This is a genomic window from Streptomyces sp. HmicA12 (assembly GCF_000373565.1).
In the GTDB taxonomy this organism is placed as follows: domain Bacteria; phylum Actinomycetota; class Actinomycetes; order Streptomycetales; family Streptomycetaceae; genus Streptomyces.
In genome coordinates, this window is sequence record NZ_KB891849.1 from 316,447 (window position 1) to 341,557 (window position 25,111).

Annotated in this window: 23 protein-coding genes and 1 pseudogene; 3 read left to right on the plus strand and 21 right to left on the minus strand. The window is 69.9% G+C overall.

The window, feature by feature from the left end; genetic code table 11:
• Window positions 1-7 precede the first annotated feature (7 nt).
• The gene (locus B072_RS44920; RefSeq protein WP_018535022.1) at window positions 8-1,759 is read left to right on the plus strand and encodes an allophanate hydrolase; all 1,752 of its coding nucleotides are present in this window, start codon (window positions 8-10) and stop codon (window positions 1,757-1,759) included.
• Here the strand turns inward: B072_RS44920 and B072_RS0136965 are convergent.
• From B072_RS0136965 to B072_RS0137020, 12 genes are all read right to left on the minus strand, one after another.
• The gene (locus tag B072_RS0136965; protein WP_018535023.1) at window positions 1,741-4,551 is read right to left on the minus strand and encodes a DEAD/DEAH box helicase; all 2,811 of its coding nucleotides are present in this window, start codon (window positions 4,549-4,551) and stop codon (window positions 1,741-1,743) included. The genes B072_RS44920 and B072_RS0136965 overlap by 19 nt on opposite strands.
• Window positions 4,552-4,594: 43 nt before the next feature.
• The gene (locus B072_RS0136970) at window positions 4,595-5,485 is read right to left on the minus strand and encodes a diacylglycerol kinase (RefSeq protein WP_026246685.1); all 891 of its coding nucleotides are present in this window, start codon (window positions 5,483-5,485) and stop codon (window positions 4,595-4,597) included.
• Window positions 5,486-5,527: 42 nt separating this feature from the next.
• Window positions 5,528-6,478, minus strand: coding sequence for a twin-arginine translocase subunit TatC (tatC, locus tag B072_RS0136975; RefSeq protein WP_018535025.1), 951 nt, complete (start codon window positions 6,476-6,478; stop codon window positions 5,528-5,530).
• A 62-nt stretch (window positions 6,479-6,540) separates the two neighbouring features.
• Entirely contained in the window at window positions 6,541-6,831 is a 291-nt protein-coding gene (gene tatA / locus B072_RS0136980) for a Sec-independent protein translocase subunit TatA (protein ID WP_018535026.1), read from the minus strand.
• Window positions 6,832-7,089: 258 nt separating this feature from the next.
• Entirely contained in the window at window positions 7,090-7,287 is a 198-nt protein-coding gene (locus tag B072_RS0136985) for a hypothetical protein (RefSeq protein ID WP_026246686.1), read from the minus strand.
• Window positions 7,288-7,296: 9 nt separating this feature from the next.
• The gene (locus B072_RS0136990) at window positions 7,297-7,542 is read right to left on the minus strand and encodes a hypothetical protein (protein WP_043245448.1); all 246 of its coding nucleotides are present in this window, start codon (window positions 7,540-7,542) and stop codon (window positions 7,297-7,299) included.
• 95 nt (window positions 7,543-7,637) lie between these two features.
• The gene (locus B072_RS0136995) at window positions 7,638-8,594 is read right to left on the minus strand and encodes a helix-turn-helix transcriptional regulator (RefSeq protein WP_018535029.1); all 957 of its coding nucleotides are present in this window, start codon (window positions 8,592-8,594) and stop codon (window positions 7,638-7,640) included.
• Between the two features lie 12 nt (window positions 8,595-8,606).
• Window positions 8,607-9,560 (minus strand): helix-turn-helix transcriptional regulator, encoded by a 954-nt coding sequence (locus B072_RS0137000; RefSeq protein WP_018535030.1) that lies wholly within the window; start codon window positions 9,558-9,560, stop codon window positions 8,607-8,609.
• Between the two features lie 160 nt (window positions 9,561-9,720).
• The gene (locus B072_RS0137005; protein ID WP_018535031.1) at window positions 9,721-10,095 is read right to left on the minus strand and encodes an FKBP-type peptidyl-prolyl cis-trans isomerase; all 375 of its coding nucleotides are present in this window, start codon (window positions 10,093-10,095) and stop codon (window positions 9,721-9,723) included.
• Window positions 10,096-10,159: 64 nt separating this feature from the next.
• Complete coding sequence (locus B072_RS0137010; RefSeq protein WP_026246687.1) at window positions 10,160-11,176, minus strand: FKBP-type peptidyl-prolyl cis-trans isomerase; 1,017 nt, start codon at window positions 11,174-11,176, stop codon at window positions 10,160-10,162.
• A 139-nt stretch (window positions 11,177-11,315) separates the two neighbouring features.
• Window positions 11,316-12,677, minus strand: a complete 1,362-nt coding sequence (gene pafA, locus B072_RS0137015; RefSeq protein WP_026246688.1) for a Pup--protein ligase — start codon at window positions 12,675-12,677, stop codon at window positions 11,316-11,318.
• Window positions 12,678-12,686: 9 nt separating this feature from the next.
• Window positions 12,687-13,949 carry an MFS transporter gene (locus B072_RS0137020; protein WP_018535034.1) on the minus strand — a complete coding sequence of 421 codons (1,263 nt, stop codon included), beginning with the start codon at window positions 13,947-13,949 and terminating at the stop codon, window positions 12,687-12,689.
• Between the two features lie 154 nt (window positions 13,950-14,103).
• On the opposite strand from B072_RS0137020, the gene B072_RS0137025 reads away from it, so the two are divergent.
• Window positions 14,104-15,174: a LacI family DNA-binding transcriptional regulator gene (locus B072_RS0137025; protein ID WP_018535035.1), complete on the plus strand. Its 1,071-nt coding sequence runs from the start codon at window positions 14,104-14,106 to the stop codon at window positions 15,172-15,174.
• A gap of 58 nt (window positions 15,175-15,232) precedes the next feature.
• Here the strand turns inward: B072_RS0137025 and prcA are convergent, their stop codons facing one another.
• The 6 genes and pseudogenes from prcA to arc all read right to left on the minus strand — a co-directional run bounded on the left by prcA (window position 15,233) and on the right by arc (window position 20,999).
• Complete coding sequence (gene prcA / locus B072_RS0137030) at window positions 15,233-16,000, minus strand: proteasome subunit alpha (protein ID WP_018535036.1); 768 nt, start codon at window positions 15,998-16,000, stop codon at window positions 15,233-15,235.
• 59 nt (window positions 16,001-16,059) lie between these two features.
• Window positions 16,060-16,905, minus strand: a complete 846-nt coding sequence (gene prcB, locus B072_RS0137035) for a proteasome subunit beta (RefSeq protein WP_026246689.1) — start codon at window positions 16,903-16,905, stop codon at window positions 16,060-16,062.
• Window positions 16,857-17,003 (minus strand): annotated as a pseudogene (locus B072_RS47115) (endonuclease domain-containing protein); the annotation flags it as partial. The pseudogene B072_RS47115 and the gene prcB, both read right to left, overlap by 49 nt.
• A gap of 70 nt (window positions 17,004-17,073) precedes the next feature.
• Window positions 17,074-17,292, minus strand: a complete 219-nt coding sequence (locus B072_RS0137040; protein WP_018535038.1) for a ubiquitin-like protein Pup — start codon at window positions 17,290-17,292, stop codon at window positions 17,074-17,076.
• A 149-nt stretch (window positions 17,293-17,441) separates the two neighbouring features.
• Window positions 17,442-18,953, minus strand: coding sequence for a depupylase/deamidase Dop (gene dop, locus B072_RS0137045; RefSeq protein ID WP_026246690.1), 1,512 nt, complete (start codon window positions 18,951-18,953; stop codon window positions 17,442-17,444).
• A 279-nt stretch (window positions 18,954-19,232) separates the two neighbouring features.
• Window positions 19,233-20,999 carry a proteasome ATPase gene (gene arc, locus B072_RS0137050; RefSeq protein ID WP_018535040.1) on the minus strand — a complete coding sequence of 589 codons (1,767 nt, stop codon included), beginning with the start codon at window positions 20,997-20,999 and terminating at the stop codon, window positions 19,233-19,235.
• Between the two features lie 274 nt (window positions 21,000-21,273).
• Here arc and B072_RS0137055 point away from each other — a divergent pair, with 274 nt between their 5' ends.
• Window positions 21,274-21,588, plus strand: a complete 315-nt coding sequence (locus tag B072_RS0137055) for a ferredoxin (protein WP_018535041.1) — start codon at window positions 21,274-21,276, stop codon at window positions 21,586-21,588.
• A gap of 99 nt (window positions 21,589-21,687) precedes the next feature.
• Here the strand turns inward: B072_RS0137055 and B072_RS0137060 are convergent, their stop codons facing one another.
• The 3 genes from B072_RS0137060 to B072_RS0137070 form a co-directional block, all read right to left on the minus strand.
• The gene (locus B072_RS0137060) at window positions 21,688-22,263 is read right to left on the minus strand and encodes a hypothetical protein (RefSeq protein ID WP_018535042.1); all 576 of its coding nucleotides are present in this window, start codon (window positions 22,261-22,263) and stop codon (window positions 21,688-21,690) included.
• Between the two features lie 246 nt (window positions 22,264-22,509).
• Window positions 22,510-23,415 carry a tRNA (adenine-N1)-methyltransferase gene (locus B072_RS0137065; RefSeq protein ID WP_018535043.1) on the minus strand — a complete coding sequence of 302 codons (906 nt, stop codon included), beginning with the start codon at window positions 23,413-23,415 and terminating at the stop codon, window positions 22,510-22,512.
• Window positions 23,416-23,461: 46 nt separating this feature from the next.
• Window positions 23,462-25,093 (minus strand): site-2 protease family protein, encoded by a 1,632-nt coding sequence (locus tag B072_RS0137070; protein ID WP_018535044.1) that lies wholly within the window; start codon window positions 25,091-25,093, stop codon window positions 23,462-23,464.
• Between the last annotated feature and the right edge of the window lie 18 nt (window positions 25,094-25,111).

Consider the following 25,111-nt stretch of genomic DNA (forward strand, 5'->3'; position numbering starts at 1 on the left):
GCCTTCCATGACCTCGGCCGTAACCCGAGTCCGCACCGCATACGCCCGCATCGCCGAGACCGACCGCCCCGAGATCTGGATCGACCTCCGCGACGAGGCCGAGGTCACCGCGGAGGCCGAAGCCCTGGACGCCCGCACCGCGGCGGGCGAGCACCTCCCGCTGGCCGGCCGCCTGCTGGCGGTGAAGGGCAACATCGACGTGGCCGGCCTCCGCACGACCGCCGGATGCCCCGCCTACGCGTACACGCCAAAGGCCGACGCCCCCGCGGTGGCCCGCCTGCGCGCGGCCGGCGCGATCGTCCTCGGCACCACGAACCTGGACCAGTTCGCCACCGGCCTGGTCGGCACCCGCTCGCCCTACGGCGCCGTGCGCAACGCCCACGATCCGGCGAGGATCAGCGGCGGTTCCAGTTCCGGCTCGGCGGTGGCCGTGGCGCTCGGCCTGGCCGACTTGGCCCTCGGCACGGACACGGCGGGCTCGGGCCGGATCCCCGCCGCCCTCAACGGCATCGTCGGCCTCAAACCCACGTACGGTCTGGTCCCCACCGACGGCGTCGTCCCGGCCTGCGCCTCCCTGGACTGCGTCACGGTCTTCGCCCGCACCGTGCCGGAGGCGGAACGCGCCCTGTCCTTCATGACGGACACAGCTCCCCCGGCCCCGCCCCGCACCCCCGGCCCCTGGCGCGTGGCGATCCCCCGCACGGGCCAACTGACGGACCTGGCACCGGGATGGGCGGCGGCGTACCAGGAGGCCGCTCGCCAACTGGCACTCTCCGGCGTCGAGTTGAAGGAGATCGACCTCACCCCCTTCACCGAGGCGGCGGCCATGCTCTACGAGGGGGCGTTCGTGGCGGAGCGCTACACCGCGGTAGGGACTTTCATCGACAAAACGATAGAGTCCGATGCCGCCGCCCTCGACCCGACCGTCGCCGGCATCATCACCCGGGCCCGCGACATCCCCGCCCACCGCCTCTTCACGGACCAGGCCCACCTGCGGGCCCTGCGCGCGGCCGCCCTGGCCGGGCTCGCCGAGGCGGACGCGGACGCCCTGCTGCTGCCCACCACCACGGAACACCCGACCCTCGCCGAGGTCGCCGCCGACCCGCTCGGCGTCAACGCCCGCCTGGGCCGCTTCACCAACTCCACGAACCTGTTCGGCCTGTGCGCGGCGGCGATCCCCGCAGGCACGGTGGACGGCCTGCCGTTCGGGGTGATGCTGGTCGGCGCGGCCCACACGGACACCAGCCTCCCCCGGATCGCGGAGGCGCTGACCGCCCCGCCCACCCGCGTCGCGGTGGTCGGAGCCCACCTCACGGGCCAGCCCCTGAACGGTCAACTCCTGTCCCTGGGCGCACAGTTCGACCGGGCCACCACCACGGCGCCGGTCTACCGCCTGCACGCCCTGAACACCGATCCGCCCAAGCCGGGCCTGGTCCACGTGGGCCCGGAGACCGGGGCGGCGATCGAGGCCGAGGTCTGGCGCATCCCCTCGGCCGGCCTGGGCCGACTCCTCACCGCACTCCCCCGCCCCATGACCCTGGGCCGCGTCACACTCGCCGACGGCACGGAGATCCCCGGCTTCCTGTGCGAGCCGTCGGCCCTGAGCGACGCCGAGGACATCACGGAACACGGCGGCTGGCGCGCCTACCTGGCCCGGACGCGCGAAGCGCGACACCAGGGGCGCGGGGAACGGCGCGAGAAGCCCCGCCCCCACCCAACACCGATCCGCACCTCTCGACGTCACCCCACGGACGAGTAGGCCACAACCCCCCGCAACACGGCATCGACCGCCTTACGAGCGTTACGCGGAACAGTCGAACCGTCCCCGGAGGGCGCCGCCGCGGCGATCTGCCCCAGCACATCGATCACCTGCTTGCACCACCGCACGAAGTCCCCGGCCGGCATCTCCGCCTCCCGCAGCACTTCGTCGAGCCCCTTCCCGGAGGCCCACTCGTACACGGCCCAGGCGAACCCGAGATCGGGTTCGCGCTGCCCGACCCCCTCGGCCTGGTTGATCCGGAACTCTTCCTCCAGGGCGTCGAGCCGCCCCCAGATCCGGACCATCTCGCCGAGCGCGGCCTTCGCCTTGCCCGACGGCACCTTGGGCGCGAGCGCGTCGTCCCCGACCCGGGCCTCGAACACCAATGCCGAGACGCACGCCGCCAGTTCGGCCGGGCTCAGCCCTTCCCAGACGCCGTCCCGCAGGCACTCACTGGCGAGCAGATCGAGCTCGCCGTAGAGCCGCGCGAGCCGCTTCCCGTGCTCGGTGACCTCGTCGCCGCGCAGGTAGTCCATCTCGGTCAGCAGCTTCACGATGCGGTCGAAGGTGCGCGCGATCGTGTTCGTACGCCCCTCGATGCGCCGCTCCAACTGGGCGGTGTCCCGCCGCAGCCGGTGGTAGCGCTCGGCCCACCGCGCGTGGTCCTCGCGCTCGTCGCACCCGTGGCAGGGGTGGGCCCGCAGCTCGGTCCGCAGCCGCGCGATCTCCCGGTCGTCGGCGGCGGGCGCGCGCCCCTTCTTGTGCCGGTCGGGCACGATGTGCCCGGCCTTGGTGCGCAGCGCGGAGGCGAGATCGCGCCGCGACTGCGGCGACTTGGCGTTGAACGACTTCGGGATCCGCATCCGCTCAAGGGCTTCCACCGGCACCGGGAAGTCCATGGACGCGAGCCGCTTGACCTGCCGCTCGGCGGTCAGGACCAGCGGCCGCGGCCCGTCGTGGTGCTCGAATCCCCGATGCCCGTTGGATCTTCCGGCCGGAAGCCCGGGATCGAGGACCAGCGCCAGACCCGCGAACTTGCCGGTCGGCACGTGGATGACATCGCCCGGCTTGAGCTTCTCCAGCGCGGCGGCGGCCTGCGCACGGCGCTGTGCGACCCCCTGCTTGGCGAGATCGGTCTCCCGGTCCTTGAGTTCACGCCGCAGCCGCGCGTACTCGTCGAAGTCCCCCAGGTGACAGGTCATGGAGGCCTTGTAGCCCTCGAGGCCCTCCTCGTTCTTCTGCACCTGCCGGGAGATCCCGACCACCGACTTGTCGGCCTGGAACTGGGCGAACGAGGTCTCGAGCAGCTCCCGCGACCGGTGCCGCCCGAACTGCTCCACGAGGTTGACGGCCATGTTGTACGACGGCTTGAAGCTGGAGCGCAGCGGATACGTGCGCGTACCGGCCAGGCCCGCCAGGTGCTCGGGGCTGAAGCCGCGCTGCCACAGCACGACGGCATGCCCCTCGACATCGATGCCGCGCCGCCCGGCACGCCCCGTCAGCTGGGTGTACTCGCCGGGGGTGATGTCGGCGTGCTGTTCGCCGTTCCACTTGACGAGCTTCTCCAGCACGACGGACCGCGCGGGCATGTTGATACCGAGCGCGAGCGTCTCCGTGGCGAAGACGGCCTTGACGAGCCCGCGCACGAACAGCTCCTCGACCACCTCCTTGAAGGTGGGCAGCATGCCCGCGTGGTGAGCGGCGATGCCGCGCTCCAGCCCTTCCAGCCACTCGTAGTACCCGAGGACGTGCAGGTCCTCGTCCGGGATGGAGGCCGTCCGCGCCTCGACGATCTCCCGGACCCTGGCCCGCGCCTCGTCGTCGTTCAGCCGCAGTCCCGCGTACAGGCACTGCTGTACGGCGGCCTCACAGGCGGCCCGGCTGAAGATGAAGGTGATCGCGGGCAGCAGCCCTTCCGAGTCGAGCCGCTCGATGACCTCGGGCCGCCCCGGCGTCCAGATCCGGGACCGCTGCCTGCGCTCCCGCTCCCGGTCGGCCTCCCGCATGTTCCGCCCGCGCCGCCGGTCCTGGTAGGAGGGACGGCTGGCCTCCATGCGCGCCATCCTGGTCAGGTCAGGATTGACGGCCTTCTTGCTGCCCTCGCCCTCCTCGAAGAGGTCGTGCATCCGGCGTCCGGCGAGCACGTGCTGGAACAGCGGCACGGGCCGGTGCTCGGAGACGATCACCTCGGTGTCGCCGCGCACGGTGTCGAGCCAGTCGCCGAACTCCTCCGCGTTCGACACCGTCGCCGACAGGGAGACCAGCGTGACCGACTCCTGGAGGTGGATGATCACCTCTTCCCAGACGGCGCCCCGGAAGCGGTCGGACAGGTAGTGCACCTCGTCCATGACCACGTAGCCGAGATTCACCAGGGCCTGCGACCCGGCGTACAGCATGTTCCGCAGCACCTCGGTGGTCATGACGACCACGGGCGCGTCGCTGTTCACACTGTTGTCGCCGGTCAGTAGGCCGACCTTGTCGGCGCCGTAGCGCTTGGCGAGGTCCTGGTACTTCTGGTTCGACAGCGCCTTGATGGGCGTCGTGTAGAAGCACTTCTTGCCCTGCCGCAGAGCGAGGTGGACGGCGAACTCGCCGACGATCGTCTTGCCGGAGCCGGTGGGCGCCGCCACAAGGACGCCCTTGCCGGCCTCCAGCGCCTGACATGCCTCGATCTGGAAGGGGTCGAGGCCGAAGTCGTACATCTCGCGGAAGTCCGCGAGCGCGGTGGCCTGCTCGACGGCTCGCTTTCGTGCTGCCGCATACCGCTCGGCCGGTGAGAGGTCCTCTGTCATCGTGCTTTCGAGCCTACCGGCCCCCACTGACAACGGACGATCATTATCCGGCAAGGACCCGGACCGCTCCTGGGACGCACTCGGCGACCAGGGGAAGCCCTCCGACCGGTTCCCCGTCTGCATACGCGGTGATCCCTTCCGCGACCAGCTCGACCCGCGCCGCCCGGTACGTGCTGACCACGGGGTGGGTGAGATGGGTGCCCTTGTAGACGCGCGGAAAGACCCGCAACAGTGTCGTACGGGAACATTCCCCGACGACGGTCACATCGAACAGCCCGTCGTCCATCACCGCGTCGGCGCAGATCCGCATGCCGCCTCCGTACGAGGTCCCGTTCCCGACGGCCACGAGGGTGGCGGCGACCTCCCGGACCGCGCCGTCGTCCAGGGTGAGCCGGAACCTCATGGGCTTGAAGGCGGCCAGTTCGGCCACGATCGCCAGGTCGTACTTGAAGCGGCCGAGGGGCAGCCGCATCCGGTTGCCGCGGTCGTTGACCCGCGAGTCGAAGCCGGAGGCGAGCACCGTGCCGAACCAGTGGTCACCGATCCGGCCGAGGTCGATCTCGCGTATCCGCTCGCCCTTGAGCGCCTCGGCGACGAGTGCGCCCGCCGCGGCCGGCTCCCGGATCGGCAGCCCGAGCGAGCGCGCGAAGTCGTTGCCGGTGCCGACCGCGACGACGCCGAGCGGCGTCCGCGTCCCGGCGACGGCCTGCAGCGCGAGATTCACCAGCCCGTCCCCACCGACGGCGACCAGCGCCCCGGTCCCCTCCCGCACCGCGGCACGCGCGCGTGCCAGGGCATCGGGGGCGTCCTCACCGATGACCGTCCGTACGGAGAATCCGGCGGCCCGCAAAGCGGAAGCGGCCGGCTGCGCAGCACCTGCGCCCCGGCCGCGTCCCGCGGTGGGATTGACGAAGAGGGTGATCTCACTGCTCACGGCCGGACCTTAACAACCGGCCCGTCGCGAACAGGAGTTACCTCAGGTCACATCGTCGTAACCGTTGATCCGCTCCGCCGTCGTCTGCTCGGGCAGCGGCGTCCGGCTCGCGCTCACGCTCTCGATCTCCCCGACGTCCTGAGGGGTCAGATCCAGGTCGGACGCCTCGTCGTCGTCGAGGCCCGCGTCGGGGTTGTTCAGGCGGCGACGCCTGTCGTTGAGCAGCGAGAACGCCGTGGCCGCGAAGTACAGCACCCAGATCGGCGCGGCCAGCGCCAGCATCGACAGCGGGTCGGTGCTCGGTGTCGCCACCGCCGCGAACACCGTGATGCCCATGATCATCGCCCGCCACCAGCCGAGCATCCGCCTGCCGGTGATGGCCCCGATGAGGTTGAGGAAGACCAGCAGCAGCGGCAGTTCGAAGGAGAGCCCGAAGACGATCACCATGCGGGTCACGAGATCGAGCAGGTCGTCCAGCGGCAGCAGGTTGGAGGCGTTGCCCGGCGTGAAGTCGATCAGCACCTTCGCCGTGGTGGGCAGCACCGCGTACGCGAAGTACGCGCCGCACAGGAACAGCGGAACGCCGGTCGCCACGAACCCGTAGGCGTACTTCTTCTCGTGCCTGTGCAGTCCGGGCGCGATGAAGCCCCACAGCTGGTACAGCCAGACCGGCGAGGAGAACACGATGCCGGCCATCAGTGAGATCTTCAGGGCCAGCGTGAAGGGGGTCAGCAGACCGTTGATGGTGATCTGCGCGCAGGGCTCGGTCTTGACCTTCGCCAACTGCGAGAACGTCTGGTCACAGCCGACCGAGTCCAGGATCGGCTTGGTGATCAGATCGATGATGTCGTTGTAGAAGAACGCAGCGACGATCGTGATGACGACAACACCCAGAAGGGCCTTCGTCAACCGGTTGCGAAGCTCACGCAGGTGATCCGCGAGCGGCATCCGCCCCTCGGGGTCCTTCTCCTGCTTGCGGGCAGACTTGAGCAACCCACGTCCTCATCTCGTGCGGCAGGCCGCCAGCGCTGAGGCGGCCTTGGGTCAGCTCTTGATCAGCTCTTCGACGTGTTCGTGGGCTCGGTCACCGGACGCGAGCTGGAGACGTCACCGGGCGCGGCCTGGATGGTGCGCGGAGCCGCGGACTGCTCGTCCTGGGCCGGCGGGTCGGACGGGGCGGCGGCGTTGTTCCCGCCCTCGCTCTTCATCGCCTTGGCCTCGCTCTTGAGGATGCGGGCGGACTTGCCCAGCGAGCGCGCCATGTCCGGAAGCTTCTTCGCGCCGAACAGCAGGATGATGACGACGAGGATCAGGATGATCTCAGGTGCGCCGAGCTTTCCGAACATATCCGTTTACCTTCTCACTGAGGCGGCAGGGGCGGGACTGCCGGTACCGATCGGACTTCGGACTGTTGTCCGACCACCGTGCTGGCAGCGATCGTATCCCGTGGGGGTAAACAGGGGGCAATGCCTGTGCGTACTCCCAATTGCGGCCAGCGCCTCACTCCCGGGCCGCGTACAGGAGCGTACCCGCCGAACCTGGCAGGCCGACAGGGCCGAGCGGTAAAGCGCTTTCCGTCAGGGGCCGTCGGGCCTCCTGGGAACTCAGGCGATGTCCCCGCCCGCACGCGCGACACTGACCGCGGCCCGCTCCAGCTCTTCGGCGGCCTGGTTGATCTGCCGCGTGGTGGCGGCGACTTGATGACCCAGGCGCTGCGCCTCGACGAACACCTTCACCGCGAAGAAGGCGAGCACAGCAAGTCCCACGAACCCCACAGCCACCGACAGCATCGCCCAGAACATGCGCCGAGCCTAGACGGTCTGGTGGAGGCGGAGCGTACGCACCCCGCCGCCGGTGAGGAGTTCGACGATGCGCTCACCGGCGGGCTTGCGCACCGCGGTGTCGCACTCGGGGCAGGTGAAGGAGTAGAAGGTCGTGCGGCGGCTGCCGCCGATCGCCAACCGGAGCGCGGACGCGTCGAGTTCGAAGCGGGCACGGCAGTCCGGACAGGCGGCCTTGAAGACGACGGGGCCCGGACCGTCGACCACGGCGGACATCCCGGTGATTCCGGCCACACCCACCGTCCCAGTCATTTCGCCCACCTCACACCTTCCCTCCGTGTCAGCTGTTCGTGGCACCGCTACGGGCGCGCTCACGCCGCCCCGTCGTACGCGGCCAGCGCCTCCCGCGCCGCCGCCCGCGCGCTGTCGGCGAGTTCGGCGGGGGCCACGATGTGCCCGTCCCGCCCGAGCCGCAGCGCGAGTCGCCGCAGGGAGGAGGGGTCCGGCGTACGCAGCGTGATCCGCAGACCACCGTCCGCCAACTCCTCCGCGCTGTCGTGCGGGTAGTACTCGGCGACCCAGCGCCCGCCGGGCCCGACCTCGACGACGACCTCCGGGTCCTCGGCGGCCGGCTGCACGAGCCCCTCGGAGAGATCACGCAGCTCGATCTCCGGTGGCGCCGACGCCTCGTCCAGGATCTTGATCTCGGCGACCCGGTCGAGCCGGAACGTGCGCCGCGCCTCCGACCTGCGACACCACGCCTCTACGTAGGTGTGGCCCACGGAGACGAGCCGGATCGGGTCGATCTCGCGCTCGGTGACCTCGTCGCGCGCGGGCGAGTAGTAGCGGATCCACAGCCGACGCCGCTCGGAGATCGCGCGGTCGACATCGGCGAAGACGCCACCCTCGGACTCGAAGGTGACGCTGAGCCGCGCGCTGGCCCCGGCCGCCTCACCGGCCGCGGTCTCCAGCTTCGCGGTCGCGCGCAGCAGCGCGAGCCGGTCGCTCTCCCGCAGCCCGGGCAGCGTGGCCACCGCACGGGCGGCCACCAGCAGGGCGGTCGCCTCGTCGGCGGAGATCCGCAGCGGCGCGGCGACATCGTCCGGGTTGTGCCACCAGATGCGGTCACCGTCGGTGTCGATGTCCAGGAGGTCGCCGCCGCGGAAGCTGGTCCCGCACAGCGGCAGCACGTCCAGGTCGGAGATGAGCTCGTCCTCGGTGATGCCGAAGGCCCGGGCCACGTCCTCCACGCGCGCGCCGGGGCGCTCCCGCAGATACGTCACCAGGGACAGCATCCGCCGGGTCTGGTCGATGGCGTTGGAAGCCATGCGTTCTCCCCCTCAGCCCTTGGCCACGGCGCGCAGCCGGTCCACGACGTCGGCCCGCAGTTCGGCGGGCTCGAGCACGACCACGTCGGGGCCGAACTCCACGAGCCAGGCGTCCAGCCCGTGCCCGTACGGAATCTCCAACTCGTCCCAGCCGTCGCCGAGTTCCCGTACGGAGACGGCCTTGGCGCGCAGCGGATAGCCGGCGTCGGTACGCAGCCTGATCAGCGCGGAGCGGTCGGCGGTCTCCCCCGCCCAGCCCGCGACGGTCTCGCGCACGGTGACGACGTCCGGCACGGGCGCCTTGAACTGCCCGGCACGCGAGCGCACCTTCCCGGTGATCCGGGACAGCCGGAAGACCCGCTCGGCCTGCCGGTCGCGGTCCCAGCCCGCCAGGTACCAGTGCCCGCGCCAGCACTCCAGGGCCCACGGCTCGACGTGCCGCTGCTCGGGCCGGGCCGCGGTCGCCTTGCGGTAGTCGAAGACGACGGGCCGCCGGTCGCGGCAGGCCAGCATCAGCGGTTCGAAGGACGCCTCGTGCGCGGGGATCCGGGGCTCGAGCGCGCCATGGCTCTCGTACGGGTCGAGGTCCTCGGGCATCCCGGCCGCGCGCAGCTTCTGCAGCGCGCCGCTGGCGGCACCGGCGAGGCGGGCCTGCTGCCAGACCTTCGCGGCGAGGCCGAGGGCGGCGGCCTCCTCGGCGTCGAGGGTGACGGGAGGCAGGTGATTGCTGTCGCGACGGGCGAGGTAGCCGACCTCGCCGTCCAGGTTCTCCACGGTCTCGATGACCAGGCCGAGCTCGCGCAGGTCGTCCTTGTCGCGCTCGAACATCCGGTTGAAGGAGTCGTCGCTGCCCGCTTCCAGGTACGCCTCGATGGAGCCACGCAGCTCGCGCTTGCTGAGCGGACGCCGCGTCCCGAGCAGACACAGCGCCAGATTCATCAACCGCTCGGCCTTGGCAATCGCCATCGACGCCCTTTCCCCTGGTGTTCCCCGTGGTCCCCGTAAAGCTCCCGACGGACGACCGTACCGCCCCGGGGTGTCGTGGCAAAAGCCAGGGGCAAAGCAAGAGCCCGTGCCATCAGGCACGGGCTCTTCGATGACCGCTTGTGGTCGTCGGATGACCGACTCAGACGGAGACCAGGTCGCAGACGAAGATCAGCGTCTCACCGGGGGCGATGCGGCCGCCGCCGGCGCCGCGGTCGCCGTACGCGAGGTGCGCGGGAATGGTCAGCTCGCGACGGCCGCCGACCTTCATGCCCTGCACGCCCTTGTCCCAGCCGGCGATGACCTGGCCGGCACCGAGCTGGAACTGCAGCGGGGTGCCGCGGTTCCAGGAGGCGTCGAACTCCTCGCCGGTGGAGAAGGCCACGCCCACGTAGTGGACGGAGACGGTGTCGCCCGCCTTCGCCTCGGCGCCGTCGCCCTCCCAGAGGTCCTTGATCTGGAGGTCCGCCGGGGGCTCGCCTACGGGGAAGTCGACCTCGGGCTTGTCGATGCTCACGTGAATTGCTCCTGCTTGTTGGCTGTCGGGCAACCGGGACAGTCTGCCATCAATGGGTGCCCGGTCAGTGCGCGGCCAGGATGTCGACCACGAAGACGAGCGTCGACTTGGCCGGCAGCGTCTTGCCCTGGTCCTTGTCGCCGTAGGCCTGGTCCGCCGGGATCACCAGGAGGACCCGGTCACCGACGTGCTTGCCGACGATGCCGTTGTCCCAGCCCTTGATGACCTGGCCCTTGCCGATGACGGTCGAGAACGGCTGGCCCGTCTTCCACGACGAGTCGAACAGCTCGGCCTTCGCCTTGCCCTGGTTCAGCTTCCACGCGGCACCGCTGTACTGCATGGTGACGGTCTGGCCGCTCTTGATCTCGGCGCCCTTGCCGTTGATCAGGACCTGGTCGACGAGCTTCTTCGGCGGGTCGTTCTTCGGGACCGAGATCGTCGCCGGCTCTTCCTTGTCGGCCTTGATCTGGGGCAGGTTCGACGGGATCGCGGCCTGCGTGCCCTCGGCCTTCTTCGGGATCACCTTGCCGACGTCGAGCGCGAAGACCAGGGTGTCCGTGCCGGTGATGCCGACCTGCTGGTTGCCCTGGGCGCCGAAGCCCGCGGCGGGCGGCGCGACGACGAGGACCCGGCTGCCCTCCTTCTGGCCGACGACGGCCTGGGCGAACGCGGGCAGCTGGCCCTCCGCGCCCGCGGTCACCATCTGGTCACCGCCGCCCTGCTGGCCGTAGGTGGTGCCGAGGTCCTTGCCGCCCTTCCAGACCTTGCCGGTGAAGTTCATCGACACCAGGTCGTTCTTCTTCACCGTGGCGCCGTCGCCCTGGGAGACCGTGTGCACGACGAACTTGTCGGCCGGGTCGCCCTTGGGCAGCGTGATGTTCGCCTTCTTGCCGTACGCGCCCGAGACCTGCGGCATCGGGTTCGCGGCGTCCACCGCCTTGGGCACCTCGGCGGCCTTGGGCGACGCGGACGAGGAGTCGGCCTTGTCCGTCGCGTCCTTCTTGCCGTCGTCGCTGCCGCAGGCCGTCGCGGTCAGCGCCAGTGCCGGCACGATCAGTAGAGCTGCAAGTCGGCGTCGCACAGAAATCCTCAGATCGCTCGAATACGGTCCGGCCACTCTAGGCCCTGGCACAACTTTTCCAAGGGCATGGAGAGGGCCCCGTACGAATGATTCGTACGGGGCCCCTGGCCGGATTGGCCGAGCTCGCGCGCCGTGTGACCTACATCCCGGCGATCAGCTTCTCCACCCGGTCGTCGACGCTGCGGAACGGGTCCTTGCACAGCACCGTGCGCTGCGCCTGGTCGTTCAGCTTCAGGTGCACCCAGTCGACCGTGAAGTCACGGCGCTGCTCCTGGGCGCGGCGGATGAAGTCGCCGCGCAGCCGTGCGCGCGTGGTCTGCGGCGGCACGGACTTGCCCTCGAAGATCTTCAGGTCGTTGCAGATCCTCGTCGCCTGGCCCTTCTTCTCCAGGAGGTAGTAGAGGCCACGACGGCGGTGGATGTCGTGGTAGGCGAGGTCGATCTGCGCGACCCTCGGGTGCGACATGGTCATGTTGTGCTTGGCCCGGTACCGCTCGATGAGCTTGTACTTCATGACCCAGTCGATCTCGGTGCCGATGCGGTCCAGGTCCTCGGCCTCGATCGCGTCGAGCGTGCGGCCCCACAGCTCCAGGACCTGGTCGACGGTGCCGGTGCGGATGCCCCGGCGCTCCACGAAGTCGACGGCCTTCTCGTAGTACTCGCGCTGGACCTCCAGGGCGGAGGCCTCGCGGCCGCTGGCCAGGCGGACCTTGCGGCGGCCCGTGATGTCGTGGCTGACCTCGCGGATGGCCCGGATCGGGTTCTCCAGGGTCAGGTCGCGCATCACCGTGCCCGCCTCGATCATGCGCAGCACGAGGTCGGTGGCACCGACCTTGAGGAGCATGGTCGTCTCGGACATGTTCGAGTCGCCGACGATGACGTGCAGCCTGCGGTAGCGCTCGGCGTCCGCGTGCGGTTCGTCGCGGGTGTTGATGATCGGCCGGGAGCGGGTCGTCGCGGAGCTGACGCCCTCCCAGATGTGCTCGGCGCGCTGGCTCACGCAGTACACGGCGCCGCGCGGTGTCTGCAGCACCTTGCCCGCGCCGCACAGCAACTGACGCGTGACCAGGAACGGAATGAGAATGTCCGCGAGTCGGGAGAACTCCCCGTGCCGCGCCACCAGGTAATTCTCGTGGCAGCCGTAGGAGTTGCCCGCCGAGTCTGTGTTGTTCTTGAACAGGTATACGTCGCCTGCGATGCCCTCCTCGTGCAGACGGCGCTCTGCGTCGACGAGCAAGCCTTCGAGAATGCGCTCGCCTGCTTTGTCGTGGGTGACCAGCTCGGTCACGTTGTCACATTCGGGAGTTGCGTATTCCGGATGCGATCCCACGTCCAGATACAGGCGGGCGCCGTTCCGCAGAAAGACATTGCTGCTGCGGCCCCATGACACGACACGGCGGAAGAGGTACCGCGCCACCTCGTCAGGAGACAGGCGGCGCTGTCCCCTAAACGTACATGTGACGCCGTACTCGTTCTCCAGCCCGAAAATGCGGCGGTCCATGACTGAACATTACGCCCGATCCCGCGAGCTGAAACGGGGTTCGACAGTACGGTTTGGATCATTTTCCGATGAGAGCGCGACACGCCCGGACGTGCGCGGGGCCGCGAGGACCGTGCCCGTGGCCAGCAACACCAGCAGCGCCACGGCTCCGGTCGCCCCCGGTACGGCGAAGCCCCACCGTGTGCCGCCCCACTCGACGACCGGTCCCGCGACGGCCGTTCCCACGCTGGCCCCGACGGTGAACGTGGTCACGAGCCACGAGAACGCCTCGGTCACCGTCCCCCGCGGCGCGTGCCGGTCGACGACGATGAACGCGCAGGCGATGCACGGCGCGAGGAACACCCCGGCGAGCGCCGTCAGCGCCACCATCGCGACCGGCCCCGGCATCAGGGTCAACGGCACGTAGAACAGGGCCAGCAGGGCGACCAGCCACCGAAGTCGCGTCTCCGGGGCGCCACTCCACTGCCGCGCCCCGTACACGGTGCCGCCTACGAGCGCGCCGAGCCCGAGCGCCGCCATCATCCAGCCGTACGTCGCGTCGCCGCCGTTCCCGTCGTCGGCGTACGAGACGCCGGCCACGGTGATCGAGCCGAGCGCGAGGCCGACGAACAGGAAGGCGCCGAGCAGCACGAGCAGTCCCGGCGAGCGCAGGGCGCCCAGCCAGTGCGCCTCGCGCGGCGCCGAACGCCACGCGCGCGAGGGCTTGGAGACGACGACCGACAGCGCGCCGAGCACACCGATCACGTTCAGGACGACGAGCGCCGCCTGCGCCGACCACAGCGACACGCAGACCGTCACCAGCAACGGGCCGACGGTGAACATGACTTCCTGCGCGATCGCGTCCATCGCGTACGCCGTGTGCACCTGCTCCTCGCGCGGCAGCACGTTCGGCCACAGCGCCCGCAGGCCGCCCTCCAGGGGAGGCGTGAACAGCCCGGCCGCGGCCACGGCGGCGTACGCGAGCGGCAGCGACCCGGTCCCGGCGAACGCGAACACGGTCATGGCGAGCGCCGACAGGACAGCCGCGGGCAGCTGCACCTTCGGTTGCCCGCGCAGGTCGACGAGGCGCCCGAGCACCGGCTGCCCGATCGCGTTCGCCACCCCGTACACCGCGGCGAGCCCGCCCGCCAGGCTGTACGTGCCGCCCTCGTCCCGGATGAACAGCACGATGGCGATCGCCGCCGTCGCGTTGGGCAGCCTGCCCACCAGCGTCCCCGTGAGCAGCCGCATCGCGTGCCGCGCCCTGAGGATCTCCGCATAACCCGCGGCCATCGCCCCACCCTGCCCTCGACTCCACCGGGCCTCGGCTCCCGTGGAAGTTTTACGTATAACGTCGCGACGTTATACGTACCACGTACGCCGTATCGGGGGCCACCCGCTAACGTCGACCACCCGGGCTCCCGGGACGAACCACGCGGAGGCAGCAGTGACCAGCGGAACGGACGGGACGGCAGGCGGGTCGGCCGGCGGCACGGTCGCCGCCCGCCCCACCAGCCGGGACGTGGCGCGCGCGGCCGGTGTCTCCCAGGCCGCCGTCTCCCTCGTGATGGGCGACAAGTGGCGCGGCCGCGTCGCCGAGACCACCGCGGAACGCGTCCGCGCCGCGGCCCAGCAGCTGGGCTACCGGCCGAACCTCGCCGCCCGCAACCTCCGCCTGGGCCGCACCCGCACCGCGCTCCTCGTCGTCCCGGCACTCACCAACGAGTTCTTCGCCGGCGTCTACACCGGCGCCGCCCGCATCGCCGCGCGGCACGACTTCGGCGTCGTCCTCTACCCCTCCCCCGACGGCATCGGCCCCGCGCGCGACCCGTTCCCCAACGCCCGCGCGGCCCTCGACGGCATCCTCGCCTCCTCCATGGCCGCCGACGCCGTCGCCACCCTGCGCGGCGACGGCTCCTCCCCCATGCCCCTCGTCATGCTGGACAGCGACCCGGCCGGCAGCCGCGGCGCCACCACGGTCAACCTCGACCTGGTCGACGGCACACGGCAGATCACCGACCACCTCCTCGCCCACGGCCACCGGCACTTCCTGCACCTCGCGTCGGCGGTCGACTCCTGGACCTTCGACGTCCGCGCCCATGAACTGGCCGCCCGCACCGACCGGTTGCCCGGCACCACCGTCCGCACCGTCCGCTCGGCGCTCACCGTCGAGGACGCCCTGGCCGCCACCGAGCGTGCCCTGCGCACCTCGGGCCTGGTCCTTCCCACCGCCGTCGTCTGCGACGACGACAAGCTCGCCGCGGGCGCCTACAAGGCCGCCCGGCGCCTCGGCCTGCGCGTCCCCGACCACCTCTCGGTCACCGGCTTCGACGACCTGTCGCTGGCCACGGCGATCGAACCCGAACTCACCACCGTGCGGCTGCCCGCGGAGGAGTTCGGCGAACGCGGTATGAGCGCGCTGCTCGCCGTCCTGGACGGCCGCACACCCGACACCACCCCGCTCCCGGTCGAGCTGATCGTGCGCGGCTCCACGGGCCCGGCCCCGGCCGCCCCCTGACACACCTGTGCCCCGGACGGTTCGGCAACCGGCCGGGGCACACGCGTCGAACCGGGCGTTACTCCTCGTCGGACGACGAGTCGTCGGACACGGCGTCGGACGATGCCTTCGAGACCTCGGCGGCCCCCTCGGCCGTCAGCAGCCGCGACAGCTGCCGTCCCACGACCCGCTTGAACTTGCGCTGCTGCGGCCTCGTACGGTCCAGGACCGCCACCTCCAGGCGCTCCGCGGGAATCTCCCGCTCACTGCCGTTGGTGTCCCGCGACAGCGCCTGCACGGCCAGCTTCAGCGCCTCCGCCAGCGACATGCCGTCCTGGTGGCGCTGGTCGAGGAAGGTGCTGATCTGCTCCGCGTTACCACCGACCGCCACCGAGCCGTGCTCGTCGACGATCGACCCGTCGTGCGGCAGCCGGTAGATCTGATCGCCCTCGGGGCTCTCGCCGACCTCCGCGACGACCAGCTCCACCTCGTACGGCTTCTCGGCGCCACTGGAGAAGATCGTGCCGAGCGTCTGCGCGTACACGTTCGCCAGGCCGCGTGCCGTCACATCGTCACGGTCGTACGTGTAACCCCGCAGATCCGCGTACCGCACACCACCGATCCGCAGATTCTCGTACTCGTTGTACTTACCGGCGGCCGCGAAACCGATCCGGTCGTAGATCTCGCTGAACTTGTGCAGCGCGCGGGACGGGTTCTCGCCGACGAAGACAATGCCGTCGGCGTACTGCAGCACGACCAGGCTGCGACCGCGGGCGATGCCCTTGCGCGCGTACTCCGCGCGGTCGGCCATCGCCTGCTGGGGTGAGACATAGAACGGCGTCGACACCGGCAATCCGTCCCTTCCTGTCAGTGACTCGGTGAGTAGGCAACAAAGAGGCGGTCAGCTCACAGCAGGGCGGCCCGCGGACCGTCCGGCTGCTCCAGACGCCGCTCGAGGATCGACCGGGCGATCTGGGACGACTCGTCCTCCGACAGCCGCCGGAACCCGTCCTCCGTGATCACCGTGACGATCGGGAAGATCCGCCGCGCCATGTCGGGACCACCCGTCGCCGAGTCGTCGTCGGCCGCGTCGTAGAGGGCCTGCACGACCAGCGTCGTCGCCTGCTCCTCCGTCAGATCCTCGCGGTAGAGCTTCTTCATCGCCCCGCGCGCGAACACCGAACCGGAACCGGTGGCGGCGTAACCCGTCTCCTCGCTCCGGCCGCCCGTGACGTCGTACGAGAAGATCCGGCCCCTCTCACGATCCACGTCGTACCCGGCGAACAGCGGCACGACGGCCAGCCCCTGCATCGCCATGCCGAGGTTCGACCGGATCATGGTCGAAAGCCGGTTGGCCTTGCCCTCCAGCGACAGCTGCGCACCCTCGACCTTCTCGAAGTGCTCCAGCTCCAGCTGGAAGAGCTTGACCATCTCGACGGCCAGACCGGCGGTGCCGGCGATGCCGACGGCCGAGTACTCGTCCGCCGGGAAGACCTTCTCGATGTCGCGCTGCGCGATCACATTGCCCATCGTCGCCCGACGGTCACCGGCGAGCACGACGCCGCCGGGGAACGTGACGGACACGATGGTCGTGCCGTGCGGGGCCTCGATGACACCCTGCGTCGGCGGCAACTGCCGGTTGCCCGGCAGCATTTCGGGCTGATGCTCGGACAGGAAGTCCATGAAGGACGACGACCCAGGCGTCAGGAAGGCAGCTGGTAGACGCCCGGTGCTACGAGGGTTGGCTTCCACGCGTTTCCTTCCACGTAAATGCAGTTGAAGCACAGTACGCCACGGACCCTACCCGGATCGTGGCGGTGATCCACATGCATGGTCGGGGCGCTTGAGCAGGCCCGGAGGCAGCCCTGGACGCGCCCCGACGCATACACGAGAGGCCTTCAGATCGAAGGGGAGGGTGACCTACTGGCCACCCTTCTGAACGAAGGACCGCACGAAGTCCTCGGCATTCTCTTCGAGCACGTCGTCGATCTCGTCCAGAACCGAGTCGACATCGTCGCTCAGCTTCTCCTGGCGCTCCTTGAGGTCCTCGGAACCCTGCGCCTCCTGCGCCTGCTCCTCGACCTCCTCGGTGTTGCGCGTCGCCTTCTGCTGTCCGCCGCCGGTGTCCTTGGTCGCCATCTCAGCTCACCCCGCTCGGTTCGACATACACGTCATGCGTGCCGTACAGGCCGTTCGTGATCAGAACCCTACAAGTCGGTTCCGACATCGGCCCCGCACTTCGTCCAACGTGCGGAGCCCACCTCTGTGATTCCCCTCCGCCCGGGATTTCAGCCGCCGGACAGCACCCGGACCAGATCCTCGGCCGTCCGGCACCGGTCGAGCAGCTCCTTCACGTGGTTACGCGTCCCGCGAAGGGGTTCGAGGGTTGGGACCCGTTGGAGCGAGTCCCGGCCGGGAAGGTCGAAGATGACCGAGTCCCAGGAGGCCGCGGCGACGTCGTCCGCGTACTGCTCCAGGCAGCGGCCGCGGAAGTACGCCCGGGTGTCCTCCGGAGGCTTCGTACGGGCCCGCTCGACCTCGTTCTCGTCCAGGAGGCGCTTCATCTTGCCGCGCGCCGCGAGACGGTTGTACAGGCCCTTCTCGGCCCGTACGTCCGCGTACTGGAGGTCGAGGAGGTGCAGCTTGGCCGCGTCCCAGTCGAGGCCGTCACGGCGCCGGTAGCCCTCCATGAGCTCGCGCTTGGCCACCCAGTCCAGCTCTCCGGAGAGGCTCATCGGGTCGGACTCCAGGCGGCCGAGGACGTCCTCCCAGCGGGAGAGCACGTCCTTGGTCTGGTCGTCCGCGTCGGAGCCGAAGCGTTCCTCGACGTACTTCCTGGCGAGCTCGAAGTACTCCATCTGGAGCTGGACCGCGGTGAGTGTGCGGCCGCTACGGAGGGTGATCAGATGCTGGAGCGTGGGGTCGTGCGAGACCTGGTGGAGCGTGCGCACCGGCTGGTCGACGGCCAGGTCGACGGCGATGAAGCCGTCCTCGATCATGGAGAGGACCAGGGCCGTCGTGCCGAGCTTGAGGTAGGTCGAGATCTCCGAGAGGTTCGCGTCTCCGATGATCACGTGGAGGCGGCGGTACTTCTCGGCGTCGGAGTGCGGCTCGTCGCGGGTGTTGATGATCGGCCGCTTGAGCGTCGTCTCCAGGCCCACCTCGACCTCGAAGTAGTCGGCCCGCTGACTGAGCTGGAAGCCGTGCTCGTGCCCGTCCTGACCGATGCCGACGCGTCCCGCGCCCGTGACCACCTGGCGGGAGACGAAGAAGGGCGTCAGGTGGCGCACGATGTCCGAGAAGGGGGTCTCCCGCTTCATCAGATAGTTCTCGTGCGTCCCGTAGGAGGCGCCCTTGTTGTCGGTGTTGTTCTTGTAGAGGTGGATGGGCTGGGCGCCGGGGAGCTGGGCGGCCCGCTCGGCGGCCTCGGCCATGATGCGCTCGCCGGCCTTGTCCCAGAGGACGGCGTCACGCGGGTTCGTGATCTCGGGCGAGCTGTACTCGGGGTGTGCGTGGTCGACGTAGAGGCGCGCGCCGTTGGTCAGGATGACGTTGGCCAGGCCGATGTCCTCGTCGGTGAGCTGGCTGGAGTCGGCGGCCTCGCGCGCGAGGTCGAAGCCTCGGGCGTCGCGCAGCGGGTTCTCTTCCTCGAAGTCCCAGCGGGCCCGGCGGGCCCGGTGCATCGCCGCGGCGTAGGCGTTGACGATCTGGGACGAGGTGAGCATGGCATTGGCGTTGGGATGGCCTGGCACGGAGATCCCGTACTCGGTCTCGATGCCCATTACTCGCCGTACGGTCATGCGGCCCTCCTTGCCCGGCGGCGCCCTCGGTCGGGGGCGGCGCTCAAGTACCGCTGGTTCTCCGGTGCGTGTGCGGTGCCCGTCCCCGCACGGCGCGACTCGGCGGCATGGAAGAGCCTAGAACGCCTTTGCGCTGGTGGGGAGATCATTTGCGTCATTGCTTTGCTCCGACGTCGGGCGGACGGTCGCGTGGTGGTCGCCAGGTGGTGGTCGGTTGATTGCCTGGAAAAACAGTGGGCTGCGGGTACCCGGTTCGGGCACCCGCAGCCACCCTGCCTTTTACAGGTACTGACCGGTGTTGGCCACCGTGTCGATGGAGCGCCCGGTGTCCGCGCCCTGCTTTCCGGTGACAAGGGTGCGGATGTAGACGATCCGCTCGCCCTTCTTTCCGGAGATTCGGGCCCAGTCGTCGGGGTTCGTGGTGTTGGGCAGGTCCTCGTTCTCCTTGAACTCGTCGATGCAAGCCTGGAGGAGGTGAGCGACCCTGAGGCCCTTCTGGTTCTGGTCGAGGAAGGCCTTGATGGCCATCTTCTTGGCGCGGCCGACGATGTTCTCGATCATTGCGCCGGAGTTGAAGTCCTTGAAGTACAGGACTTCCTTGTCGCCATTGGCGTACGTGACTTCCAGGAAGCGGTTCTCCTCGGATTCCGCGTACATGTGCTCCACCGCCGACTGGATCATCGCGTGGACCGTGGCGGCCTTGTCGCTGCCGTGCTCGGTGAGGTCGTCCCCGTGCAGCGGCAGGCGCTCGGTGAGGTACTTCCCGAAGATGTCCTTGGCCGCTTCGGCATCGGGACGCTCGATCTTGATCTTCACGTCGAGCCGGCCGGGCCGCAGGATGGCGGGGTCGATCATGTCCTCACGGTTCGAGGCACCGATCACGACCACGTTCTGCAGGCCCTCCACACCGTCGATCTCGGCGAGCAGCTGCGGGACGATGGTGTTCTCCACGTCCGAGCTGACGCCGGAGCCACGGGTGCGGAACAGGGACTCCATCTCGTCGAAGAAGACGATGACGGGAGTGCCCTCGCTGGCCTTCTCACGAGCGCGCTGGAAGACGAGGCGGATCTGCCGCTCGGTCTCACCGACGTACTTGTTGAGAAGCTCGGGACCCTTGATGTTCAGGAAGTAGCTCTTGCCCTGGGCCACGCCGGTCACTTCCGCGACCTTCTTGGCGAGGGAGTTGGCGACCGCCTTGGCGATGAGGGTCTTACCGCATCCGGGGGGCCCGTACAGCAGGACGCCCTTGGGCGGCCGCAGTTCGTGCTCCCGGTAGAGGTCCGGGTAGAGGTACGGGAGCTCGACGGCGTCGCGGATCAGCTCGATCTGGTTGCCCAGGCCGCCGATCTGCTCGTAGCCGATGTCCGGGACCTCTTCGAGGACGAGTTCCTCTACTTCGCTCTTCGGTACGACCTCGTAGACATAGCCGGAACGGGGTTCGAGAAGAAGGGCGTCGCCGGGGCGGATGGTGACGTCCAGCAGAGGCTCGGCGAGCCTCACCACCCGCTCCTCGTCGGTGTGCCCGGTGACGAGGGCGCGCTCGCCGTCCTCGAGGATCTCCTTGAGGGTGACGATGTCGCCCACGCTCTCGTACTCCATGGCCTCGACCACGTTGAGCGCTTCGTTGAGCATTACTTCCTGGCCACGCCTGAGCCCTTCGAGCTCGACGCTCGGGCTCACGTTCACGCGGAGTTTGCGGCCGCCGGTGAAGATGTCGGCGGTGCCGTCCTCATTCGCTGTGAGGAAGACTCCGAAGCCGGCCGGCGGCTGTGCGAGCCGGTCGACTTCTTCCTTGAGGGCCACGATCTGGTCGCGGGCCTCGCGGAGCGTATTCGCGAGCCGTTCGTTCTGGGCGGACACGCCGGCCAGGTTGGTCTGCAACTCGACGATCCGCTCTTCGAGAATCCTCGTATGACGCGGAGAGTCGGCGAGCTTGCGCCGCAGGACGGCGATTTCCTGCTCGAGATAGGCAATCTGCCCGGCCGGGTCGTCGGACCCTCGTCCCGGGCGGATGCCGCGGTTGATGTCGTCGTCGTGGGCTGCCACGGTCCTCACCTCCTCCAAGGGGAGCTGGACGCTTCCAGACCCTACCTGGGCGGGTGTCGATTGAAACCCCTAGATCACAAAGACGGTCGGGGTGTGTCCGATCTTCACCCTTGCGCTCTCCCTCACGCCAAGGGAATACCCAGCCAACAACATCGGAAAGCGGACGGTTGTAGGGTCGAAGCGTTCAACACCCGTCAGCGCTGGCCCGACTTGCTCTTGTGAAGTCGGTTTCCGGACAGTGCGGCAGAGCGATCCGTAGGAAACGGCAGGAGACATGACCGTGCAGCAAGAGGCCGGATCCGGCACCGACACCAGTGAGGCGCTGGAGGTCTGGATCGACCAGGATCTGTGCACCGGCGACGGGATCTGCGCCCAGTACGCGCCCGAGGTCTTCGAGTTGGACATCGACGGGCTCGCATATGTGAAGAGCGCCGACGACGAGCTGCTGCAGGCCCCCGGGGCCTCAACGGCCGTACCGCTGCCGCTGCTCACCGATGTGGTGGCGTCGGCGAAGGAGTGCCCGGGTGACTGCATCCATGTACGACGCGTTTCGGACAGCGTGGAGGTCTACGGGCCGGACGCGGAATGAGCGACAGGTGGCCGACCGGCTGCCGGTAGCTGACGAAAGGGGCCTCGCGCGCCGCCGATGCGGTGCGCGAGGCCCCTTTCGTGTGCCCTGGGGGCGTGGTCAGACGCTGTGCGCGGTGGCAGGGGTGGAGCGGACGAACGCCCCGTTCTTCCACTGCCACTTGGCCTTGTCGTGGACGTCCGGCTGGTAGCGCGGCACATCGGGGGACGAGTAGCCGTCGAGGGTCGCGGTGACCGCTCCGGCGCGCACGGCCAGGTCGGTGACCGTGAAGGTGTCCTTCGGGTCGATCAGTGTGGCGACGATGCGGGGCTTCGCGCCCGCGGGCTGTGTGAGCACGTACACGCCGTTGGGCGGGGTGCCGGAGCCGGCGTCGCAGCGGACGACCGCGACCGTCTCGGGTCTGCCGTCACCGTCGAGGTCGCCGGAGGCCTTCTTCTGGACGAGGACCTTGACGGGCCCGCAGTTCAGCGGGAAGTGGACCGCGGCCGGGTCGGGCGGGGCCGCGGACACGGCATGCGTGACGGGCGATTCGGCATCGGCCTGGGCCGCGGTGGCGGAGTCCGGCTGCAGAAAGCCGGAGGCCGCGACGACGGCGGCGAGGGCGGCCGCGGTGGCCAGCCAGTGGATGGGACGAGTGGTGGTGTGCGCCAGTTCCGGGACGGCGGGTTGCTGCACTAGGAGTGTCTCCCGTGAGGGCTGTGCCGGTGGGGATGGCCAGCATCGTGCCATACGTCACAGTGGAGGGGAACGGCGGGGTCCCGATGTCCGGTGCTTCCGCGGTGGCCGCTGGGGGCGGTGCTGCCGGAGGGTCAACGCGTCGGCGCCGTCGCCGAGTTCCCGTACGGGACGGGGAACTCGACGATGGCGCCGACGCGTTGTGAAGTTGTACGTGCTCTACGTGCTCTGCGCGGCCGGGGCGCGTCAGCGGCCTCGGTTGCCGCCGTCGGCGTTCGGGCCGTCGTAGTCCTCGCCGTAGGCGCCCTTGGCGGGGCGGCGGCGGCGCATGGGCGGCTCCACACCGTCCGCGAGGCGGCGGGCGGTGAGCAGGAAGCCGGTGTGGCCGATCATCCGGTGGTCGGGGCGGACGGCGAGGCCCTCCACGTGCCAGTTGCGGATCATCGACTCCCAGGAGGTCGGCTCGTTGAAGCAGCCGATCTCGCGGATGGACTCGACGGTGCGGGCCAGCTGCGTGGTCGTGGCGACGTAGCAGCACAGGATGCCGCCGGGGACGAGCGCCTTCTTGACGACGTCCAGGCACTCCCAGGGGGCCAGCATGTCGAGGATGACGCGGTCGACGTCACCGTCGGACAGGTTGTCCTGGAGGTCGCCGACGGTCAGCTGCCAGGCCGGGTGCGGGCCGCCGAAGTAGCGTTCGACGTTCCCCTTCGCGATCTCGGCGAAGTCCTCGCGGCGCTCGTACGAGTGCAGCATGCCCTCGTCACCGATCGCGCGCAGCAGGAAGCTGCTGAGCGAGCCGGAGCCCACCCCCGCCTCGACGACGCGGGCGCCGGGGAAGATGTCGGCGAAGGCCAGGATCTGCCCCGCGTCCTTGGGGTAGACCACGGCGGCACCGCGGGGCATGGACAGGACGTAGTCGGGGAGCAGGGGGCGCAGCGCGAGGTAGGCGACGTTTCCGGTGGTGCGGACAACGCTGCCCTCGGGAGCGCCGATCAGCTCGTCGTGCGGGAAGGAACCCTTGTGGGTGTGGAAGTTCTTTCCCTCTTCGAGCGTGAACGTGTAGTGGCGGCCCTTGGGGTCGGTCAGCTGAACCTGGTCCCCGACCTTGAAGGGCCCGCGTCGGCGGGCGGCACCGGTCGGTTCGGACATGTGAACAGCGTACCGGGCCGCGGGCGGGACGCCGACCACAGAGCCGCTACGAGGGACGGGCCATCGCCTTGACGAAGGCGCGCTCCACGTCGGCCGCGGAGAGGACTCCGTAGATCGCGCCGTTCTCCTCCACCACCAGGTACTCGGTCGCCGGGGTCGCGCGCAGGGTGTCGAGGAGCTCCTCCCCCGCCAGCTCGGCCGATACGCGCATGCCGTCCGTCAGGTCCTGGGCGAGGCCGCTGACCGGGACCCAGGGGCGGCGGTGCTCGGGGACGCCGACGATGGCGGCCTCGCGGACGAGGGAGCGGGGTTCGCCGTCGGGGTCGACGACGACCAGGGCGCGGGCCCCCGCCTCGTTGGCGCGGCGCAGGGCCTCGGAGAGGGGGGTCCCGTGCTCGACGGGGACGGCGCGGCGGGTCAGGGTGCGGGCGCGCAGTTCCGGGAGGTGTTCGCGCAGGCGGGCCATGCGAAGGCTGTTGCCTGCGCCGGTCCAGATGATCGCGGCGAGGATGGCGGCCAGGAGCGCGTCGGTGACGGTGTCCATGCCGCTGACCTCCTCCGCGCCTTCGCCGAGGGCGCCGGACTGGGTGAGCAGCGGCAGGCCGATGAGGACGGCGATGGCGAGGGCGCGGCCGACCCAGGCGGCGGCGACCGTGCCGCTCATGGGCTTGCCGGTGATCTTCCAGACGACGGCGCGCAGCATGCGGCCGCCGTCGAGGGGCAGGCCGGGCAGCAGGTTGAACGCGGCGACGATGAGGTTCGAGACCATCAGCCCCGCGAGCAGGACGCCGGGGACGGTACCCGGCTCGACGGCCATCATGGCGAGATAGAAGACACCGGCCAGGACCAGGGAGAGCAGGGGGCCGACGAAGGCGAGCACGAACTCGCGGCCCGGGGTCTCGGACTCCTTCTCGATCTCCGACACTCCGCCGAAGAACTGCAGCCGGATCCGGCGCACCGGGAGCTTGAAGCGCAGGGCGGCGACGGTGTGGGCGAGTTCGTGGACGAGCACCGAGGCGTAGAAGGCGACCGCGAAGAAGAGGGCGACCAGGTAGCGGGCGGCGCCGAGCTCGGGCAGCACCCGGTCGAGCTGTCCGCCGAACACCCAGGTGATGAGCGCGGCCACGAGGAACCAGCTGGGCGCGACGTACACCGGGACGCCGAACGGCCGGCCCATGAGCAGCCCGCCGCGGGGCTCGGGCGGCTTGGTGGGGCCCTTGCGCCTGCCGGAGGTGGCGGCGGCGCGCTCGGGGTGCCGGTCGAACGGCCCTCCCGGACCCTGCGCCGGGGTACCGATGTCCGGGTTGCCGGTGCCCGGAGTGCCGCCGCCGCCGGTGGGCCGCGGCTCGGGGTCGGTCGGGCCGGTGCCCGAAGTGTCGGCGTCCTGGGCCGCGCCACCGACCGTGGGGTGCGGGTCCGCTTCCTTCTCCGCTTCCTTCTGTGCGGGCCCGGCGGCGGTGTGCTCGCCCGGGGCCACCGGGGTGGTGTCCCCTGTGTCGTCCGGTGTCGGGGCGGCGGAGGTGTCCCGCTGCGGAAGGTTCTGCGCATCGCCCGGACCGGGTCCGGAGCGCTCGGCCATGCCTGTCGTGCCCCGGGACGCCGTGTGACGGTCTCCGGTGCGCTCCGTGGGCGGCGTCGCCTCCCCGGTGCCGGACTGCGGCTGCCCGCTCTCGTCCACGGTGATCCCTCGGTCCCC

Bases quoted from the DNA above. Each gene is read 5' to 3' on its own strand.
- B072_RS44920 (WP_018535022.1), top strand. From the start codon at position 8: ATGACCTCGGCCGTAACCCGAGTCCGCACCGCATACGCCCGCATCGCC.
- B072_RS0136965 (WP_018535023.1), bottom strand. From the start codon at position 4,551: ATGACAGAGGACCTCTCACCGGCCGAGCGGTATGCGGCAGCACGAAAG.
- tatA (WP_018535026.1), bottom strand. From the start codon at position 6,831: ATGTTCGGAAAGCTCGGCGCACCTGAGATCATCCTGATCCTCGTCGTC.
- B072_RS0136985 (WP_026246686.1), bottom strand. From the start codon at position 7,287: ATGTTCTGGGCGATGCTGTCGGTGGCTGTGGGGTTCGTGGGACTTGCT.
- B072_RS0136990 (WP_043245448.1), bottom strand. From the start codon at position 7,542: ATGTCCGCCGTGGTCGACGGTCCGGGCCCCGTCGTCTTCAAGGCCGCC.
- B072_RS0136995 (WP_018535029.1), bottom strand. From the start codon at position 8,594: ATGGCTTCCAACGCCATCGACCAGACCCGGCGGATGCTGTCCCTGGTG.
- B072_RS0137000 (WP_018535030.1), bottom strand. From the start codon at position 9,560: ATGGCGATTGCCAAGGCCGAGCGGTTGATGAATCTGGCGCTGTGTCTG.
- pafA (WP_026246688.1), bottom strand. From the start codon at position 12,677: ATGGACCGCCGCATTTTCGGGCTGGAGAACGAGTACGGCGTCACATGT.
- B072_RS0137020 (WP_018535034.1), bottom strand. From the start codon at position 13,949: ATGGCCGCGGGTTATGCGGAGATCCTCAGGGCGCGGCACGCGATGCGG.
- B072_RS0137040 (WP_018535038.1), bottom strand. From the start codon at position 17,292: ATGGCGACCAAGGACACCGGCGGCGGACAGCAGAAGGCGACGCGCAAC.
- dop (WP_026246690.1), bottom strand. From the start codon at position 18,953: ATGACCGTACGGCGAGTAATGGGCATCGAGACCGAGTACGGGATCTCC.
- B072_RS0137055 (WP_018535041.1), top strand. From the start codon at position 21,274: ATGACCGTGCAGCAAGAGGCCGGATCCGGCACCGACACCAGTGAGGCG.
- B072_RS0137065 (WP_018535043.1), bottom strand. From the start codon at position 23,415: ATGTCCGAACCGACCGGTGCCGCCCGCCGACGCGGGCCCTTCAAGGTC.